14 protein-coding genes, 2 rRNA genes, 1 riboswitch and 1 other annotated feature are annotated in these 19,787 nt (G+C 44.0%); of the genes, 4 read left to right on the top strand and 12 right to left on the bottom strand.

The features are described 5' to 3' along the window. Positions 1–36: 36 nt before the first annotated feature. The 5 genes from HLI_RS17295 to leuS form a co-directional block, all read right to left on the bottom strand. Positions 37–2,952, bottom strand: a 23S ribosomal RNA gene (locus HLI_RS17295). 179 nt (positions 2,953–3,131) lie between these two features. Continuing rightward, positions 3,132–4,698, bottom strand: a 16S ribosomal RNA gene (locus HLI_RS17290). The 16S and 23S rRNA genes sit together here, the layout of an rRNA operon. A 545-nt stretch (positions 4,699–5,243) precedes the next feature. After that, positions 5,244–5,579, bottom strand: coding sequence for a rhodanese-like domain-containing protein (locus HLI_RS17285; protein ID WP_128526160.1), 336 nt, complete (start codon positions 5,577–5,579; stop codon positions 5,244–5,246). A gap of 19 nt (positions 5,580–5,598) precedes the next feature. After that, the gene (locus HLI_RS17280) at positions 5,599–5,910 is read right to left on the bottom strand and encodes a rhodanese-like domain-containing protein (protein ID WP_128526159.1); all 312 of its coding nucleotides are present in this window, start codon (positions 5,908–5,910) and stop codon (positions 5,599–5,601) included. 128 nt (positions 5,911–6,038) lie between these two features. Then, positions 6,039–8,453: a leucine--tRNA ligase gene (gene leuS, locus HLI_RS17275; RefSeq protein ID WP_128526158.1), complete on the bottom strand. Its 2,415-nt coding sequence runs from the start codon at positions 8,451–8,453 to the stop codon at positions 6,039–6,041. Positions 8,454–8,504: 51 nt separating this feature from the next. Next, positions 8,505–8,722: a binding site (T-box leader), on the bottom strand. A gap of 116 nt (positions 8,723–8,838) precedes the next feature. On the opposite strand from leuS, the gene HLI_RS21785 reads away from it, so the two are divergent. Beyond that, a complete protein-coding gene (locus tag HLI_RS21785; protein WP_164908596.1) occupies positions 8,839–8,976 on the top strand; it encodes a hypothetical protein in 138 nt (45 codons plus the stop codon). Positions 8,977–9,188: 212 nt separating this feature from the next. Then, complete coding sequence (locus tag HLI_RS17270; protein WP_128526157.1) at positions 9,189–9,761, top strand: tRNA 5-(aminomethyl)-2-thiouridylate-methyltransferase MnmM; 573 nt, start codon at positions 9,189–9,191, stop codon at positions 9,759–9,761. Between the two features lie 59 nt (positions 9,762–9,820). Here HLI_RS17270 and HLI_RS17265 read toward each other — a convergent pair whose 3' ends face one another. Beyond that, positions 9,821–10,861: a tetraprenyl-beta-curcumene synthase family protein gene (locus HLI_RS17265; RefSeq protein WP_128526926.1), complete on the bottom strand. Its 1,041-nt coding sequence runs from the start codon at positions 10,859–10,861 to the stop codon at positions 9,821–9,823. A gap of 55 nt (positions 10,862–10,916) precedes the next feature. Then, positions 10,917–11,693, bottom strand: a complete 777-nt coding sequence (locus HLI_RS17260; RefSeq protein ID WP_128526156.1) for an alpha/beta hydrolase — start codon at positions 11,691–11,693, stop codon at positions 10,917–10,919. 59 nt (positions 11,694–11,752) lie between these two features. On the opposite strand from HLI_RS17260, the gene HLI_RS17255 reads away from it, so the two are divergent. Continuing rightward, positions 11,753–12,265 carry a gamma carbonic anhydrase gene (locus HLI_RS17255; protein ID WP_128526155.1) on the top strand — a complete coding sequence of 171 codons (513 nt, stop codon included), beginning with the start codon at positions 11,753–11,755 and terminating at the stop codon, positions 12,263–12,265. A 41-nt stretch (positions 12,266–12,306) separates the two neighbouring features. Here HLI_RS17255 and metK read toward each other — a convergent pair whose 3' ends face one another. Further along, positions 12,307–13,503, bottom strand: a complete 1,197-nt coding sequence (gene metK, locus HLI_RS17250) for a methionine adenosyltransferase (RefSeq protein WP_128526154.1) — start codon at positions 13,501–13,503, stop codon at positions 12,307–12,309. 222 nt (positions 13,504–13,725) lie between these two features. Further along, positions 13,726–13,839: riboswitch (SAM riboswitch) on the bottom strand. A gap of 285 nt (positions 13,840–14,124) precedes the next feature. On the opposite strand from metK, the gene pckA reads away from it, so the two are divergent. Further along, entirely contained in the window at positions 14,125–15,720 is a 1,596-nt protein-coding gene (gene pckA / locus HLI_RS17245; RefSeq protein WP_128526153.1) for a phosphoenolpyruvate carboxykinase (ATP), read from the top strand. Between the two features lie 63 nt (positions 15,721–15,783). Here the strand turns inward: pckA and ytkD are convergent, their stop codons facing one another. From ytkD to HLI_RS17225, 4 genes are all read right to left on the bottom strand, one after another. Then, entirely contained in the window at positions 15,784–16,260 is a 477-nt protein-coding gene (gene ytkD, locus HLI_RS17240) for an RNA deprotection pyrophosphohydrolase (protein ID WP_128526925.1), read from the bottom strand. A 578-nt stretch (positions 16,261–16,838) separates the two neighbouring features. Next, complete coding sequence (locus HLI_RS17235; RefSeq protein WP_128526152.1) at positions 16,839–17,150, bottom strand: hydrolase; 312 nt, start codon at positions 17,148–17,150, stop codon at positions 16,839–16,841. Positions 17,151–17,203: 53 nt separating this feature from the next. Next, positions 17,204–18,304, bottom strand: coding sequence for an o-succinylbenzoate synthase (gene menC, locus HLI_RS17230; protein ID WP_128526151.1), 1,101 nt, complete (start codon positions 18,302–18,304; stop codon positions 17,204–17,206). Position 18,305: 1 nt separating this feature from the next. After that, positions 18,306–19,763, bottom strand: coding sequence for an o-succinylbenzoate--CoA ligase (locus HLI_RS17225; protein WP_128526150.1), 1,458 nt, complete (start codon positions 19,761–19,763; stop codon positions 18,306–18,308). Positions 19,764–19,787 lie beyond the last annotated feature (24 nt).

Genomic DNA, 19,787 nt, shown 5'->3' with positions numbered 1-19,787 from the left:
CGAACGGTCCATCGACTTTTCACGAACGAAATCTCTATAGATAAGTCATCGATCCATTAGTATCCGTCAGCTCCACGTGTCACCACGCTTCCACCTCGGACCTATCAACCTCATCGTCTCTGAGGGATCTTATTTGCTTAAAGCAAAGGGAAATCTCATCTCAAGGTGGGCTTCATGCTTAGATGCTTTCAGCACTTATCCCGACCACACGTAGCTACCCAGCGATGCTCCTGGCGGAACAACTGGTACACCAGCGGTGTGTCCATCCCGGTCCTCTCGTACTAAGGACAGCTCCTTTCAAATTTCCAACGCCCACGACGGATAGGGACCGAACTGTCTCACGACGTTCTGAACCCAGCTCGCGTACCGCTTTAATGGGCGAACAGCCCAACCCTTGGGACCGACTACAGCCCCAGGATGCGATGAGCCGACATCGAGGTGCCAAACCTCCCCGTCGATGTGGACTCTTGGGGGAGATAAGCCTGTTATCCCCGGGGTAGCTTTTATCCGTTGAGCGACGGCCCTTCCATGCGGTACCGCCGGATCACTAAGCCCGACTTTCGTCCCTGCTCGACTTGTAGGTCTCGCAGTCAAGCTCCCTTGTGCCTTTACACTCTGCGAATGATTTCCAACCATTCTGAGGGAACCTTTGGGCGCCTCCGTTACTCTTTGGGAGGCGACCGCCCCAGTCAAACTGCCCACCTGACACTGTCTCCGGACCGGATCACGGTCCTGGGTTAGAATGTCCGTACAGCCAGGGTAGTATCCCACCAGCGCCTCCACCGAAGCTAGCGCTCCGGCTTCCAAGGCTCCTACCTATCCTGTACAAGCTGTACCAACATTCAATATCAGGCTACAGTAAAGCTCCACGGGGTCTTTCCGTCCTGTCGCGGGTAATGTGCATCTTCACACATAGTATAATTTCACCGGGTCTCTCGTTGAGACAGTGCCCAAGTCGTTGCACCTTTCGTGCGGGTCGGAACTTACCCGACAAGGAATTTCGCTACCTTAGGACCGTTATAGTTACGGCCGCCGTTTACTGGGGCTTCGGTTCAACGCTTCGCATACGCTAACGCATCCCCTTAACCTTCCAGCACCGGGCAGGTGTCAGCCCCTATACTTCGCCTTACGGCTTCGCAGAGACCTGTGTTTTTGGTAAACAGTCGCTTGGGCCTTTTCACTGCGGCTCCTCGGCAGAGGAGCACCCCTTCTCCCGAAGTTACGGGGTCATTTTGCCGAGTTCCTTAACGAGAGTTCTCCCGCTCACCTTAGGATCCTCTCCTCGCCTACCTGTGTCGGTTTGCGGTACGGGCACCTCTTTCCTCACTAGAGGATTTTCTTGGCAGTGTGAACTCAGGAGCTTCGGTACTAAATTTCCCTCCCCATCACAGCTTGACGTTGCCGGACGGATTTGCCTATCCGACCGTCTCACTGCTTGGACGCGCTCATCCAATGGCGCGCTCTCCTTATCCTCCTGCGTCCCCCCGTCGTTCAAACGGAAAGGAGGTGGTACAGGAATATCAACCTGTTGTCCATCGCCTACGCCTTTCGGCCTCGGCTTAGGTCCCGACTAACCCTGAGAGGACGAGCCTTCCTCAGGAAACCTTAGGCATTCGGTGAAAGAGATTCTCACTCTTTTTTCGCTACTCATACCGGCATTCTCACTTCTAAGCGCTCCACCAGTCCTTACGGTCTGACTTCACGGCCCTTAGAACGCTCTCCTACCACTGATCGTAAGATCAATCCGCAGCTTCGGTGGTGTGTTTAGCCCCGGTACATTTTCGGCGCAGAGTCACTCGACCAGTGAGCTATTACGCACTCTTTCAATGATGGCTGCTTCTAAGCCAACATCCTGGTTGTCTAAGCAACTCCACATCCTTTTCCACTTAACACACACTTTGGGACCTTAGCTGGCGGTCTGGGCTGTTTCCCTCTCGACCATGAACCTTATCACCCACGGTCTGACTCCCAGAACAAAGTCGTTGGCATTCGGAGTTTGACTGAATTCGGTAACCCGATAGGGGCCCCTCGTCCAATCAGTGCTCTACCTCCAAGACTTTCTATTCTGAGGCTAGCCCTAAAGCTATTTCGGAGAGAACCAGCTATCTCCGTGTTCGATTGGCATTTCACCCCTACCCACACCTCATCCCCGTAATTTTCAACTTACGTGGGTTCGGGCCTCCAGTCAGTGTTACCTGACCTTCACCCTGGACATGGGTAGATCACACGGTTTCGGGTCTACGACCGCATACTCACTCGCCCTATTCAGACTCGCTTTCGCTGCGGCTCCGCTTCTGCTGCTTAACCTCGCATACGGTCGTAACTCGCCGGTTCATTCTACAAAAGGCACGCCGTCACCCATTAACGGACTCCGACTACTTGTAGGCACACGGTTTCAGGTTCTCTTTCACTCCCCTTCCGGGGTGCTTTTCACCTTTCCCTCACGGTACTGGTTCACTATCGGTTACTAGGAAGTATTTAGCCTTGGGAGATGGTCCTCCCGGATTCCGACGGAATTTCTCGTGTTCCGCCGTACTCAGGATCCACTCCGGAGGGAGAAAGATTTCGACTACAGGGCTGTTACCTGCTCTGGCTGGCCTTTCCAGGCCGATTCGTCTATCTTCCTCCTTGGTAACTCCGATGGAGTGTCCTACAACCCCAGAAAGCAAGCTTTCTGGTTTGGGCTGATTCCGTTTCGCTCGCCGCTACTCGGGAAATCGCATTTGCTTTCTCTTCCTCCGGGTACTTAGATGTTTCAGTTCCCCGGGTGTGCCTTCCTATACCTATGTATTCAGTATAGGATACTGTTCCATTACGAACAGTGGGTTTCCCCATTCGGAAATCTCCGGGTCAAAGCCTACTTACGGCTCGCCGGAGCATATCGGTGTTAGTCCCGTCCTTCATCGACTCCTAGTACCAAGGCATCCACCGTGCGCCCTTATTCACTTAACTATCTTCGTGAAAAGACGTTGATTACAATTTCGATGTTTGATGTCTTGTCATCACTAGCGTCATCGTTAGATGACTACTATTGATTCCTTATCCAGTTTTCAAGGTTCACAGATTGAAAGATCGTTTGATCTCTCAAAACTGAACAACCAACCAAGTACGCTTCCGTTCTAAATCCTTAGAAAGGAGGTGATCCAGCCGCACCTTCCGATACGGCTACCTTGTTACGACTTCACCCCAATCATTGGCCCCACCTTCGGCGGCTGGCTCCAAAAAGGTTACCTCACCGACTTCGGGTGTTGCCAACTCTCGTGGTGTGACGGGCGGTGTGTACAAGGCCCGGGAACGTATTCACCGCGGCATGCTGATCCGCGATTACTAGCGATTCCGGCTTCATGTAGGCGAGTTGCAGCCTACAATCCGAACTGAGAATGGTTTTATGGGATTTGCTACACCTCGCGGCTTCGCTGCCCTTTGTACCATCCATTGTAGCACGTGTGTAGCCCAGGTCATAAGGGGCATGATGATTTGACGTCATCCCCGCCTTCCTCCGGTTTGTCACCGGCAGTCACCTTAGAGTGCCCAACTGAATGCTGGCAACTAAGATTAGGGGTTGCGCTCGTTGCGGGACTTAACCCAACATCTCACGACACGAGCTGACGACAACCATGCACCACCTGTCACTTGGTCCCCGAAGGGAAAACCCTATCTCTAGGGTGGTCCAAGGATGTCAAGACCTGGTAAGGTTCTTCGCGTTGCTTCGAATTAAACCACATGCTCCACCGCTTGTGCGGGCCCCCGTCAATTCCTTTGAGTTTCAGCCTTGCGGCCGTACTCCCCAGGCGGAGTGCTTAATGCGTTAACTTCAGCACTAAGGGGTGGAAGCCCCCTAACACCTAGCACTCATCGTTTACGGCGTGGACTACCAGGGTATCTAATCCTGTTTGCTACCCACGCTTTCGCACCTCAGCGTCAGAAACAGACCAGAGAGTCGCCTTCGCCACTGGTGTTCCTCCACATATCTACGCATTTCACCGCTACACGTGGAATTCCACTCTCCTCTTCTGTCCTCAAGTTCCCCAGTTTCCAATGACCCTCCACGGTTGAGCCGTGGGCTTTCACATCAGACTTAAGGAACCGCCTGCGCGCGCTTTACGCCCAATAATTCCGGACAACGCTTGCCCCCTACGTATTACCGCGGCTGCTGGCACGTAGTTAGCCGGGGCTTCCTCGTTAGGTACCGTCAAGGTGCCGCTCTATTCGCACGGCACTTGTTCTTCCCTAACAACAGAACTTTACGATCCGAAGACCTTCATCGTTCACGCGGCGTTGCTCCGTCAGACTTTCGTCCATTGCGGAAGATTCCCTACTGCTGCCTCCCGTAGGAGTCTGGGCCGTGTCTCAGTCCCAGTGTGGCCGATCACCCTCTCAGGTCGGCTACGCATCGTTGCCTTGGTGAGCCGTTACCTCACCAACTAGCTAATGCGCCGCGGGCCCATCTGTAAGTGATAGCCAGAGGCCATCTTTCAACTTTCCTTCATGCGAAGAAAAGTATTACCCGGCATTAGCCCCGGTTTCCCGGGGTTATTCCGATCTTACAGGTAGGTTGCCCACGTGTTACTCACCCGTCCGCCGCTCGTTCCACGAGCTTCACCCCCGAAGGGGATCCGCTCGCTTCCCGCGCTCGACTTGCATGTATTAGGCACGCCGCCAGCGTTCGTCCTGAGCCAGGATCAAACTCTCCATAAAAGTTAGTTTGACTTGCTCATTTGCACACCGAATGTGCTTGTTTCAAATCTCTTCTTTATAAGAAGAAATATCTTGACGTACTGGTTGGTTCGTTCAGTTTTCAAAGATCAATGACTGCCTTATGCGACAGTAATCAAATTCTAGCACAATAAATTATATATCGTCAATAGTTTTGATAGATTTTGTTGAAACAAATATTTCGTCCTTGATTTGATTTGTTTTCAAATAGGCAACGTTGACTATATTACATGTCTCTATTGATCACGTCAATAGTTTGTTAGATTTTTTATAAAAGAACTCCACTTTGCCTCTTAAGATATTAATAAATCAAAAACTCCTTTAATTAACCATTGAGGAAAGCAGGGTAGAATTTCAGTTAAGAGGATGTGAAAACGGAAGCTTCCCTTTACCCAGGTGCGAATAGTTGTACCGAGGCAAAATGTAAGTTTCATCTTCTTATAGATATACATACAAATCCACTCATCATTTCAGAATGATCATTAATTGATTACAAATAAAAGATCCCCTTCTTTGAAAGAAGGAGATCATCCATTGGATTGAATATAATAGACAGGTTTGTGTTGTTTTTTTCTAATTAATTTTGCAGCCATTTTCGCTCCGCGTTTATCATCGGACACTACCAAAATTTTCTTGGGACAATCAAAACGATCGTTCAGAGTTCTTCTTAAATAGCTCAGAGGAATATTCTCTGCACCTGGATATGGGGAACGATGTGCACTGATATAATCTCTTATATCGATGACACAGAATTCATCTTCTGTAGACCTCTGCCGTTGATATGGCTTCAAGAAAAATCTCTGGTTGATTTGATAGGCAGCCATCATGATTAAAATGACGGCACACCCGTATAAAATTTCCATGACCTTTTATCCTTTCACTCTAGAAGACGAGTTCTCCGTTCCAGCCCAACATTCCGCCTTCCATATTCTTAACATTAGAAAAACCATTTTCATTCATGAATTCTGCTGCATTCATGCTTCTCCTACCAGACCGGCAAATCATGACATATTCCTTATCCTTAGGCAGTTGATCAACCGATTGCGGGACATCACTCAGGCGGATATGTTTAGCCGTAGGTACCATCCCTTGTGCTACTTCATCATCTTCCCTTACATCTATAACTGTAAAATCTTCTTTTCGTCCGATTCTCTTCTCTACTTCTTGCGGAGTGATTTCTTCTATATGGCTCACATAAGACCCTCCTAAAGATTAGTTTCAAATATATTTTAATTTATAACAACTCAAAGTCAAGGTATCTGTTTTGGAGTGTTCAGCTTGTAAAGAACCACCTCGAGCGCTTTATCGAGGTGGTTACTATATCAGTTTGCTACGATATTCACTAGCTTTCCAGGAACGGCAATCACTTTTCTTACTGTTTTACCTTCTAACCATTCTTGAACATTTGTATTTTCTAATGCTTGTTTCTCAAGGTCTTCTTTAGAGGCTTCTTTGTTGACCATCATCTTCGCTCTCACTTTCCCCATGACTTGAATGACGATTTCAACTTCATCTTCAACTAGTTTAGACTCGTCAAAAGAAGGCCATGGTTCATAGCTGATGGTTTCTTCGTGACCGAGTGTTTCCCAAAGTTCTTCTGATATGTGTGGAGCAACCGGAGACAACAGCTTTACAAACCCTTCCACATATTCTTTAGGCAATACATCCGTTTTGTAGCCTTCATTAATGAATACCATCATCTGAGAAATTCCTGTATTGAAACGAAGTTCCTCGAAATTCTCTGATACCTTTTTAACGGTTTCGTGATACACCTTTTCAAGTGTACTGTCATCACTATTTTCTTGTATAGCTCCTGATAACTCACCTTCCGTAACAAACAGTCTCCAAACGCGATCAAGGAAGCGGCGTGCCCCATCCAGACCATTCGTAGACCAGGCTACAGATGCATCCAATGGTCCCATGAACATCTCATAAAGTCTCAAGGTGTCGGCTCCATGGGAATAAACGATATCATCCGGATTCACTACGTTCCCTTTTGATTTACTCATTTTCTCATTGTTTTCTCCCAAGATCATCCCTTGATTAAATAGCTTCTGGAAAGGCTCTTTGGTCGGTACCACTCCCGCATCATAAAGGACTTTATGCCAGAAGCGGGCGTATAGCAAGTGAAGGACCGCGTGCTCCGCCCCGCCGATATATACATCAACTGGAAGCCACTTTTTCAATGCTTCATAATCTGCGAACATTTCATCGTTATTTGCATCTATATAACGAAGGTAATACCAGCAACTCCCTGCCCATTGAGGCATGGTATTCGTTTCCCTTCGTCCTTTCATACCTGTTTCTGGATCTACGACATTTACCCATTCTTCTATATTGGCAAGTGGGGATTCACCTGTACCTGATGGCTTGATTTCCGTTGTTTTAGGAAGTTGTATAGGGAGATCTTTTTCTTCCACTGGTGTGATGGAACCATCTTCCCAATGGATGACTGGTATAGGTTCACCCCAATATCGTTGCCGGCTGAACAACCAATCACGGAGACGGTAAGTGGTTTGTTTCCGCCCATCACCATTGTCTTCCAGCCATTCTATTGATTTGGTGATCGCTTCTTCTTTTGCCAAACCGTTCAAGAAATCAGAGTTGATATGAGGGCCGTCACCTGTGTATGCCTCTTCCTCAACATTTCCTCCTTCGACTACTGGAATGATAGGAAGGTTGAACTTTTGAGCGAATTCATAATCCCTATCATCGTGAGCGGGTACTGCCATGATGGCTCCACTTCCATAAGTCATCAATACATAATCAGCTACCCAAATCGGCAACTTTTCTCCATTGATCGGATTGACCGCATATGCTCCTGTGAATACACCTGACTTATCTTTAGCTAAATCGGTACGTTCTAAGTCACTCTTGTTCTGGGCTTTTTCAATGTAACCCTCTACTTCAGATTTTTGCTCTTCGGCAACAATCTCATCTACAAGTGGGTGCTCTGGAGCTAATACAGCATAAGTCGCTCCAAAGAGCGTGTCCGGTCTTGTTGTAAAAACATTAAAAGACTGATTATGCTCATCGATTTGGAATGTTACTTCAGCACCTTCTGATTTACCGATCCAATTCCGCTGCATATCCTTGATACTCTCCGGCCAATCCAGATCCTCTAAATCATCAAGAAGACGATCTGCGTAGGCTGTAATTTTAAGCATCCATTGTTTCATTGGACGGCGTTCAACCGGATGATCACCTCTTTCACTTTTGCCATCGATGACTTCTTCATTGGCAAGCACAGTACCCAATGCGGGGCACCAATTGACAGCTACTTCATCAATGTACGCAAGACCTTTTTCATAAAGCTTCAAGAAAATCCATTGCGTCCATTTATAATAATCAGGATCCGTCGTGTTCACTTCTCGATCCCAATCATAGGAAAAGCCTAATTCCTGAATTTGACGGCGGAATGTATCGATATTTTTTTTGGTGAATTCTTCAGGGTCATTTCCTGTATCTAATGCATATTGTTCTGCTGGCAAACCGAATGCATCCCAGCCTATCGGGTGAAGAACTTCGTAGCCTTGCATCCGCTTCATACGGGACAAAATATCTGTAGCTGTATAACCTTCAGGGTGACCAACGTGCAGGCCAGCCCCTGATGGGTAAGGGAACATATCCAGTGCGTAAAATTTCTTTTTGTCCGAATAGCTGTCTGTTTGGAATGTTTTTTCCTTCAGCCAATGCTTTTGCCATTTTTTCTCAATGGTTTTATGATCAAAAGCCATATTCTTTTCCTCCTCATTATCTGAATAAAATATAAAAAGCCCCTCATCCCTAAATGGGACGAGAGGCTTGATTCCCGCGGTACCACCCAAATTAACACTATAAAAGCGTTCAACTCGACATCTATAACGGCGATCACACCGGCAGAAACTACTTATGTTCACTTCTGCAACATCCAAGGCGAGTTCATGACATTCAAGGACAGCTTTCACCAGCCACTGTCTCTCTAAAGCTTGAATCAATCACTACTACTCCTCATCTAAGTCTTTACATTTATAATCGTATCTTAATGAAAGCAGAAGGCTTTGTCAAGCAGACGAAGCCTTATTACCTTACATTAGAAAAAGTCCGTGATAAAATCATAGTGAAAGATGAAGGAGGTTTCTTATGAAAAAACTAATAAGCAAAGCTGTAAACTACGCTAAAAGAAATCCTGAACAAACAAAACAGTATGCGAAGAAAGCTTATGACTCTGTACAGAAACACAAAAAGAATTCCAAAAACAAATCAAACTCTAAATATTGACCTGCACCTTTACGGTGCAGGTTTTTTCTTCTGCCAGGAAATTTAAAAATGTTTAATTGAGAAGAAAAATAGCTTCACACAGGAAAAGACGTCCATAAGGTAATCGACAATGTCCAAGATTTATGAGCCCGTGGCATAATTCATTTCATACCCCTGTTTCCCGTGCTACAATAAGGAATAGTGATTATATGTAAGATACGGAGGTTAGATTAATGATTCTGCACCGGATTGTAGATTACTCGCACATCTTAATGAAGCAAGCTGTAAAAAATGGGGATATCGTCATTGACGGAACTTGCGGAAATGGTCATGATACCCTCCTTTTAGCTGAACTTGTCGGAGGGGGAGGGCACGTATATGCCTTTGATATCCAGAGTGAAGCAGTCCGAAAAACCAGAGATCGTTTATCAGCGGAAAAAGTACTCGACCAAACGACGGTTATTCATGACTCACACGGTAAGGTAGAAGATTACATACCAGAAAAACATAAGGGCAATGTTCAGGCAGCCATTTTCAATTTAGGATACCTTCCAGGCAGTGACAAAAGCGTTGTTACCACGCCTGATGAGACGATTGCATCTGTAACGAATGTCTTGTCTTCCTTGAAAAAGGGAGGATTGGTTGTGCTTGTAGTTTATCATGGGCATCCTGGTGGGAGTGAAGAAAAAGATGCTCTTTTAGAATATGTGACTTCGCTCAACCAAAAAGAATATCATGTCCTGAACTATGGGTTCATCAACCAGAAACGCACCCCTCCTTTTATTCTCGCAATTGAAAAACACTAATTAAAAACTGGAACACTTCAGGCGATTGTTCTAATGATTTAAAAAAAAGACCTGGGCGTTTATAATTCTCGTCCAGGCTTTAATCTATGATATATCTTTGTATTGTAATAAAAAAATGTTGCTTTTTTCCCGCTCGACTTCAACATATCTTTTACAAAACTTTTAGCATTTTGGAGTTTACCGACTTTACGATCAGCCAAATACATACCGACCAGGCCTTCGTGAATCATTTGATGAAAAGCTGGATCAGGGAGTTTCTTAATCTCTTGGTGTGTCCTTTCAACAAAATACTTGAAACGTTTTTTCATTTGATCTTCATGTTCATAATAAGCACAGAAGTTCAAATCACCTTCCAACTCATCTTCGTCTTGATCAATATAGTAATCCAATAAAATATGCAGCCCTTGCATGAATGGAAAATAGCTGCGTTCCACTTGAGCAGCTAATGAATGATCGATCCTTCCGCCCAAAGTATAAGAAACAAGACAGAAGATGCCTAATGTTGACCCTGTGCAGGCAGAAAACTCATACCATTTCAATTCCGGCCATTCTTTTCGATGCATTTCAAACCATTGCTGAAGCCGTGGTATTCTCTCTTCTTCAATAACATGCTTATGTACCTGCAGATCACTGTATAAGGACCCTAGCTTCAAAGTATAGTCACCCACCATCTCATACCCTTCAGCTTTCCCCAGTACATCTTGACAAGTCTTTACTAGTTGATGTAAATATCCGCCATCATTCTTCTCCTCACGATATCGGTAGTAATCTTTCGTTTCATTAGTTGGAGTAAGAGCGTCTGCCATAGATTGATGCAACATTCTGAAATCCTCAGGATCCATTGAAGTGCTACGATCACAGAGATTATCCAAATAATCACTAATGGTTTGGTAAGCAACTATGAAGCGAATCGCCTCTCTTGCTTCATTCCCTGCTAATACGGAATAGATTGCTCCCCCTTCGCAATGGAACGTTTTTTCTTCAATGCTGGCAAGTGCTTGAGTTCTCAACTCTTCATCTGGTATAGCTTTTGCAAGTTCAATCCATCGCTCAAGTTCTTGATGAACGGCAGGAAAAATATTTTTATAAACTTGATACATGAGGTGGACGGCATTTTTTGGAACAGAACCTAACAAGATGGTGCCTCCTTGCAGATTAAATTAAATGATTATCGATAAAAGACCGTGTATATCGATAAACGTCTTCAAATTCCGGTTCATTAAAAATTTCGTGATAAAGCCCCGGCCACTGTTTATAGCTCTTTTCTTTCGAAGCGACTTTATCAAACCACTCTGTAGTTTTTCGAGCGTCAACCATGTAATCCGCTTCTGCCTGCATGACCAGCAGAGGGACATCAGGGAATTTGTCAATATTCAAAAATGCTTGACGTGTCGCCTTTTGAAATTCACGATACCACCGAACAGAGACTTTATCAATAATCAATGGATCCTCATTGAATTCCGTAATCTTCTTAGGATTCCTTGTTATGATTTCTGGCTGCTGAGATGCTTTGATTCTAAGTGAAGGGGTGATATGGTTCAGGAGATAAGAGACTGCCTCTAAAGGTTTGCTTGCTTTATTCAAGATACTAACCGCTGGTGAGGACAGAATCACTCCATCTACTTTTGTTTGTTTTTCTTCCATGAACCGAATCACAGCCAACCCTCCCATGCTATGGCCAATGATGAATACCTTTTTTTCAGGATTTGCCTGCTCCACCCAGGATTTGATTGTATTGGTGTAATCCTTAAAAGAATGGATATGTCCTTTCTTCCCTTCTGAAACACCTTGCCCGGGAAGGTCTCCATATATGACTGAAAAGTGATCCTGACGTAAACGTTCCACTAATTCCTTGTATCTGCCACCATGTTCAAAGGCCCCGTGTACGAGAACGATGGTAGCGTTATCGTCAACAGATTCCAATTTCTTCACAGCGTTCCCCCCTTTTCTTCTGATATACTATTATCAACTATATTATAAGGGGGTTCAGTATGTATTGCGAATATAAAGGAAAGCATCCGGACATCCACCCGAGCGCTTTCGTAGCGGATGATGCGGTTATTACGGGTGACGTCACCATAGGTGAAATGGCAAGCATATGGTTTAAAACAGTAATACGAGGAGATGTGGCACCAGTACATATCGGTAAAAACACAAACATCCAGGATCTCAGCCTTCTGCATCAAAGCCCTGATCAACCCTTGATCATTGAAGATGGCGTGACGGTCGGCCATCAAGTTACACTCCACTCTGCTCATATAAGGGAAAATGCTTTAATCGGGATGGGTTCGCTTATTCTGGATGGTGCGGAAATAGGGGAACAGGCATTCATCGGTGCAGGGAGTCTAGTACCTCCCGGTAAAGTGATCCCTCCAAATACATTAGCTTTCGGCCGGCCGGCTAAAGTGATCAGAGAATTGAATAATGATGACATTAAAGAGTTGAATCGCATTCGCGCAAGCTATGTTGAAAAAGGACAATATTATAAAATACAGCAGAAATAAAAAAACTGCCTCCACTTTATTATTGTGGAGGCAGTCTTTTATTATTTGAACCGATCCTTCAATTGAGCTGCTTTATCTGTTTTTTCCCAAGGGAATTCTACATCTGTCCGGCCAAAGTGACCATATGCAGCTGTTTGGCGGTAAATCGGCCGACGAAGGTCGAGCATTTTAATGATCCCGGCCGGACGAAGGTCGAACAATTCGCGAACAGCTTCGACAAGCTTCTCCTCCGATACTCTCCCTGAACCATTCGTATTGATGGAGATCGATACGGGTTGAGCCACTCCAATCGCATATGCTAATTGGACTTCTACAGAATCAGCAAGCTCCGCAGCGACTATATTTTTTGCTACATAACGGGCAGCATACGCAGCAGAACGGTCAACTTTGGTGGCATCTTTACCACTGAAAGCTCCGCCTCCATGACGAGCGTAACCTCCATAGGTGTCGACAATGATTTTTCTCCCCGTCAACCCTGCATCTCCTTGAGGTCCACCGATAACGAAGCGGCCAGTAGGATTAATGAAATACTTTGTCTCATCATCAATCAAACCATTAGGTACGACAGGGTCTATGACGTGGGTTTTTAAATCTTTCTTGATTTGCTCAAGTGTGATCTCCTCTGCATGCTGAGTAGAAATGACAATTGTATCAACCCTGACCGGTTGATCCTTATCATCATATTCTATGGTCACCTGAGTCTTTCCATCTGGACGCAAATAATCCAGAGTACCATCATTACGGACATCAGCCAGGCGTTTAGAAAGTTTATGAGCCAAAGCGATCGGAAGCGGCATAAGTTCGTCTGTTTCGTTGTTAGCGAATCCGAACATCAGACCTTGATCTCCAGCACCAATGGCTTCAATTTCATCATCACTCATCTTACCTTCACGAGATTCTAAAGCAACATCAACGCCTCCAGCAATGTCAGGAGATTGCTCATCGATGGCTGTCAATACAGCGCAGGTATCGGCATCAAATCCATACTTCGCTCGTGTATATCCTATTTCTTTGATTGTCTGGCGGACAATCGAAGGTATATCTACATAAGTATTAGTACTGATCTCTCCGGAGACAAGCACCAGTCCCGTTGTAACTGTTGTCTCACATGCAACCCTCGCGTTCGGGTCATTTTTTAAAATTTCGTCTAAAATGGCATCAGAAATCTGATCGCAAATTTTGTCAGGGTGTCCTTCTGTAACAGATTCTGATGTGAATAACCGGCGGTTGGCAGGCATTCTGAAAAACTCCTCCTTCTGTAAGTACAAAGTATTAGACGGAACTCTTTACCAGTATGTGCAGAAACTAATAAGCTGTTTCATATATTTTCTTGTTGAATCATTTCACAACCAATTGAGCTTTTACATAGGAATATCACCAGGTTTTCCACCTGCTACGGATATTTCTCATAAAAAAGAAAAAACCCTTCCTATATCGAGGAAAGGGGCTGCTTCCTTTCGCTCTTATCGTCCAAGGAGTGTTCTCATTCCTTGCTTCAGGTTAGCACCATGTCATTTGAAAAGACGGTTGCTGGGTTTCTAAGGGCCTGTCCCTCCACCAACTCTGGATAAGAGAGTTTCCGTTCTCAGTTATCGTATCGAAATCCATGTTTAATGTCAATTAGAATACTAAGCTTTTCTAAGGGAAAAGGACCATGTGGAAGTGGTCGATCCTTTCTTCAATCGTAAACGTTCATTAGTATATTACATAAGATGATAACAAGGTATTTCCCACATATATATAGAAAATAATATCATGAAAGCATTTTCAATAATAGTATGGACTATTGTGATTAATGTGTTATACTAATTCAAGATTAGCTTACATTTAAATTTTAATATAAAGGCGGGTCGACGCATATGAGTACCATCAATCAAATGTCAGAATTAAACCTCTTATTAGCGCAAGAGCATGTCCAACACCAATCATCTGTTCCACATTTAGTGGAAAGGATCTTATATCGTAATGAAGGAACTTTAACGGAAAAAGGGGCCGTTCAAGCAACAACAGGTACTTACACCGGTAGATCACCAAAAGATAAATTCATCGTAAAAGATGAGACCACTGCAAATAAAGTCGACTGGGGAACTGTCAATAAACCTATTGATGACTCCACATTCGTAAATCTGTACCATAAAGTTCTGGATTATTTGAAGGGAAGAAATGAATTATTCGTTTTCAAAGGTTATGCAGGAGCTGATGAGAAACACCGTCTCCCCCTTCAAGTACTTACCGAATTTGCTTGGCACAATTTGTTCGCCCGACAAATGTTCATACGTCCTGAGACTTCAGAAGTTGAAGATCACGAGGCTGAATTCACAGTCATTTCAGCACCAACCTTCAAAGCGGACCCCAGTGTAGATGGTACGAACTCTGAAGCATTCATCATGATCTCCTTCAAACACCGTGTTGTACTTATAGGTGGCACAGAATATGCAGGAGAAATTAAAAAATCCATCTTTTCTGTGATGAATTACGTGCTTCCCGAAAAGAACGTCCTGCCTATGCACTGTTCGGCAAATGTCGGAAAAGAAGGAGATGTCGCTTTATTTTTCGGACTCTCCGGGACAGGGAAAACCACTTTGTCTGCTGATCCACAGCGCCGATTAATCGGTGATGATGAGCATGCTTGGTCCAGTTACGGAGTATTCAACATTGAAGGAGGATGCTACGCGAAATGTATCAACCTCTCCCAAGAAAAAGAACCGCAGATTTTTGATGCCATTCATTTTGGAGCTGTGTTAGAAAATGTGGTCTTAAACGAAGAAACCCATAGACCTGATTATAGTGATACGAGTCTAACTGAAAACACTCGTGCAGCTTATCCTCTCGAGCATATTGAAAATACAGTACAACCGAGTATCGCCGGTCATCCAAATGCCATCATCTTTTTGACAGCAGATGCTACCGGGGTTTTACCTCCTATCAGCAAACTGACTAAAGAACAGGCGATGTACCATTTTCTAAGTGGTTATACAAGTAAGCTTGCAGGAACGGAGAGAGGGATTACCGAGCCGCAAGCAACATTCTCTGCTTGTTTCGGATCACCTTTTCTTCCTTTAGCTCCAGCTACTTATGCTGAAATGCTGGGTGAAAAAATCGACCAATTCAACACAGATGTTTATTTAGTCAACACTGGGTGGTCTGGCGGTTCCTACGGTGAAGGAGAACGAATCAAGTTAAGTTATACGAGGTCTATGATTCAAGCCGCATTAGAAGGAGAGCTAAGTTCAGCAGAGACTTATCAAGATCCTTATTTCGGGTTGAACATTCCCACGCATTGCCCTGGAGTACCTGATGAAGTCCTTTTCCCAAGAAAAACCTGGGCAAAAGCAGAGGAATATGACAAGAGTGCCAAAGAACTAGCGGAACAATTCCACGAAAACTTTCAAAAGTTCACTCATGCGAGCCATGCTATAAAGCAAGCAGGCCCGACCTATAACAGGTCCCGATAATATTTTCTCATCTTTTCCTAGAATAAAAAGGGATCCACCGATACGAAGCGGTGGATCCCTTTTTCAGCTCTCTTTGCAAATGTAATCAATTTTCTTCATACATTCTGGTAGAACTTCATCCTTCATCATGAAGCTGAACCGATCATTTCTTTTTAAGTTACGAGGTAAATGCCTGAATAATACAGGACCAAACGTTTCAAAATAATGCTCCTGATCCGTCAGACCGGAAATGACCGCAAAATAAACATTCTTTATGACGGTCCCACCTTTTCCATCTACATGGTATTGACCGATATAAGATAATTCATCGATTTGAGCGCCTGTCTCCTCTTCAACTTCTCTTATCGCTGCTTGCTCTGCCGTTTCCCCTTCCTCTACTTTCCCGCCGGGGAATTCGAGACCTCGGTCTTTGTGCTTCGTAAGCAGCCACTGGTCTTTAAAACGGCAAATGACCCACACATGTTTAGGTGTCTTAGAAAAAGGGTGATCATCAAAAGATAATCGAACAGGATTGTGATAAAAATCGTAAAATGTTTTCATGTCTGCTTCAACTGCCTTTAATTCTTTATAAGCGTTCTGTTTGCTTGCCTGTTTAAATCGTACCATAAGCCACCCCAAATACAAACCACTCTGCAGATAAACTTGCAATCATCAAATGGTAGTGTCTTTTGGTTGATATACCCTCATATTTTGGAAATATAACAAAAGAAACCCAACTGGACTTAAATTCCACTGTGGGATAGCACCATCTTGAGATGAATAAACCTTTTTCCCATTTATTCGTATATCATGATGGTCTTTTTCTTTCTCTGCCAACAGAAGATGGGTGGTAAAGGGACATAAGAATGTTTAGAGTAAATGTATGCTTTTACCGCTCCCGATCATATCCCCGCAACTCCAGGAGCTTCAAAGAAGAAGGTGGTCATGCTCAACAATCGATTGGAGAAAAATGAAAGAGAACAATGTCATACACTGTGAATACAGCCATTTTTTATGAGACCGTGGGCATCGAAATTCCAGTGGATAGTTAAAGTAGAAGTATAGGAAATGGATATTTTGCACGTTTTTATTAACTGAAAGTATTGAAGGCCGCTTCCTTATAAGAAGCGGCCTTCTCCTTAATCTTCCAATACACCCATTTCGACAATATGGTTCTTGGTTGTCTCATCACCGAGGTCATAAATTTTCTGAAAGGCATGTTTCATTTCCATGTCTGACTCGTCATTATCTTCATCCTGGTGATAAGGCTTGAACGGTACATGAGCTCGGTAAAATGAACGTACATCGGAATTGTAGATTTCATCAAAAATCTCTCTTAAAGTGATTACTTCTTCTTTTGTAGCATAAATGAGAAAATCGTCATTGTTTCCATCGTGGTTCAATGAAATTTCTCTTGTGCCGATATTGATGTAATACTTATCCCTGTCCATGAATCGCCCTCCTTGGTCCTATTGTGAGCCATAGTTGGAAAGCTTATTACATTCTAAACAGAGAAAGTGTATGCTTCACAGGTCACATGGTGAAGATATTCCTCATCAACATCTACACCGATGCCAGGACCTTGAGGAACTTCTATTTGCCCTTTATTTATTTGAATACCAGAGTTGATGATGTCTTTTTCGAAGTAGCGCAAAGAACCAGACAGATCACCAGGTATGGTGAAATTAGGGAGAGAAGCAAGCGCCAGATTATGTGCTTTGGAAATTCCGGACTCAACCATCCCCCCGCACCAGACAGGGAAGCCCTTTCTTTTACAATAATCATGTATTTGGATTGCAGCCATCAAGCCGCCCACCCTGCTGATTTTCACATTAATGATTTGGCAGCTTTCCAGCTGAACACCTTGGACCGCATCATGGAACCCACTTACTGATTCATCTAAACATAAAGGTGTTTGAAGTTTTTTTTGTAATTCACGGTGAAGATAAAAGTCCCCAGGAGCAAAAGGTTGCTCGAGCATCATAAGACCATATTGATCCAATGACTTCAAATGATCGATATCTTTTTCATCATACTGTCCATTTGCGTCAATCATGATTGGAAGATCGGGGTCTATTTCTTGAACAGTTTCAATCGTTTCATGTTCGTATCCTTTTTTAACCTTCAGCTTATAACGGTGATATCCATCTTTTTTTAAATCATGTATATATGATTCCATATCATCCCTTAAACTTATCACTGCCCCCGCTGTCACAAACTTTCGAGTTCCACCTATGAGCTGACTCAAGCTTACCTCTTCCTGCTTACTGTATAAGTCCCATAATGAACCTTCCAGCCCAGCCTTGGCCATTGGATGACCTTGAAAGCCCTCCATAATAGATCCTATATCTTTCGGATGGTGGACATTTTTAGATAAGACCGATGGAATCAACAGTTCCTGCAATACATACCATGCTGTATGTATTGTTTCAGAAGTGTAGAATGGCGTAGGGAAAGCTGTGACCTCCCCATACCCTACACGACCGTCACCATCTCTCGCTTCGACGATGATCAGCGGTCTTTCTTCAAGGCGGCCATGATGAGTGACGAATGGAGATTTCAATGGAAGTACAATCTTACGTAAAGTAATCCGGTCAATTTTCATCTCAGTCCTCCTGATCCAATAAAGAAAATAATTGTCTGCGCAGCACCTTGTTCGAAGCATTTCTAGGAAGTTCCTCTACCCAGTGCAATTGAGCTGGCAGTTTATATTTTCCTAACCTTTCTTTACAGAAATCCAAAACCTCTTCTGCTTCCAATGTCCCAGGTGACTCTGAAACAAGGAAAGCGACAGGGACCTCTCCCCAACGTTCATCTTTGCGGCCTGTAACCCCTGCTTCACGTATACCTGGAATATCAGATAACACACTTTCGATTTCTGCTGGATACACATTTTCCCCACCAGAAATAATCACATCCTTCACTCGATCGACCACATACAGAAATCCATCTTCATCTTTATAACCAATGTCTCCTGTTCTTAGATAGGCGTCCCTCTGATGCGGATGATTATAATATCCTTTTGAAACCATCGGTCCACGAACGATAATCTCTCCTGGTTGCTTTTCATCATCGTTATCGATCCAGAGCTCAGCTATGCTTAACGCCTTACCTGCTGAACCTATTTTAGTAAAAGCTGACTCAGGGCTTAGGGTAGCAATTTGGGAGGATGTTTCTGTCATGCCATATGTCTGGAAGACGGGAACATTTCGGTCCGCTGTCTGCTCGAGTAAATGGACAGGGACAGGTCCCCCTCCTAAAAGCATACATTTTAAATGATCCGGGTATCGCTTGCCGTCTAAGTCTTCCAAAAGCTTTTGAAGCATTACCGTGACTACGGAAACGTGTGATACCCCCTCAGTGATTAAAGCTTTATTTACCAAAGAAGGTTCAAACTTTTCCATTAAATGGATAGTCATTCCGTATATGACACTTTTCATCAAGACAGAAAAACCTCCGACATGAAACAATGGTAAACACATCAGCCATTTGTCATCATGCCGTAATCCCAGATTTAATGATGAAGCGATAGCACTGAACCAATGGTTTCCATATGTATGCATGACAGCTTTCGGCTTTCCCGTAGTGCCTGATGTGTACATCATCGTATAAACTTCATCCAGAGCCAACTCGCGTTTTAAGTCATATTCATCTGCAAGTTCCTGTGGCAGCTCACTCACTTTCTGCACGGCAGTATTCAAATTCTTAGAAGCTTTTTCCGCTTTCACCTCATAACTATTACTTATGAATAAACGCTTAACATGAGCATCTTTTAATTGATAGGATATTTCTGCACTAGTCAATCTCGTGTTCAGTAACACGACAACAGCACCAATGTAGCTTATGGCATGTATGAAAACAGGATAATTCAAATCATTATCCGAGAGAAAAGCGATATGATCCCCTTTTTGCACACCTGATTTCATTAAAGCCTGTGCCATTTGCCTGCTTTCTTGCCTTAGCTCTCCAAAGGTTTTCTTTCCCCCATCAGGAGACTCCAAAGCAATGTGATGAGGATTCACCTCTGATTGTTTTTCTAACCAATGTGGAATACGTTCGCTCATTTTACTCATTCCTTTTTAAGATCT

Source organism: Halobacillus litoralis (assembly GCF_004101865.1).
GTDB classification, from domain to species: Bacteria; Bacillota; Bacilli; order Bacillales; family Halobacillaceae; genus Halobacillus; species Halobacillus litoralis_A.
Note: the sequence above shows the minus strand (reverse complement) of the source record. Positions and strands in the feature narration are given on the sequence as shown.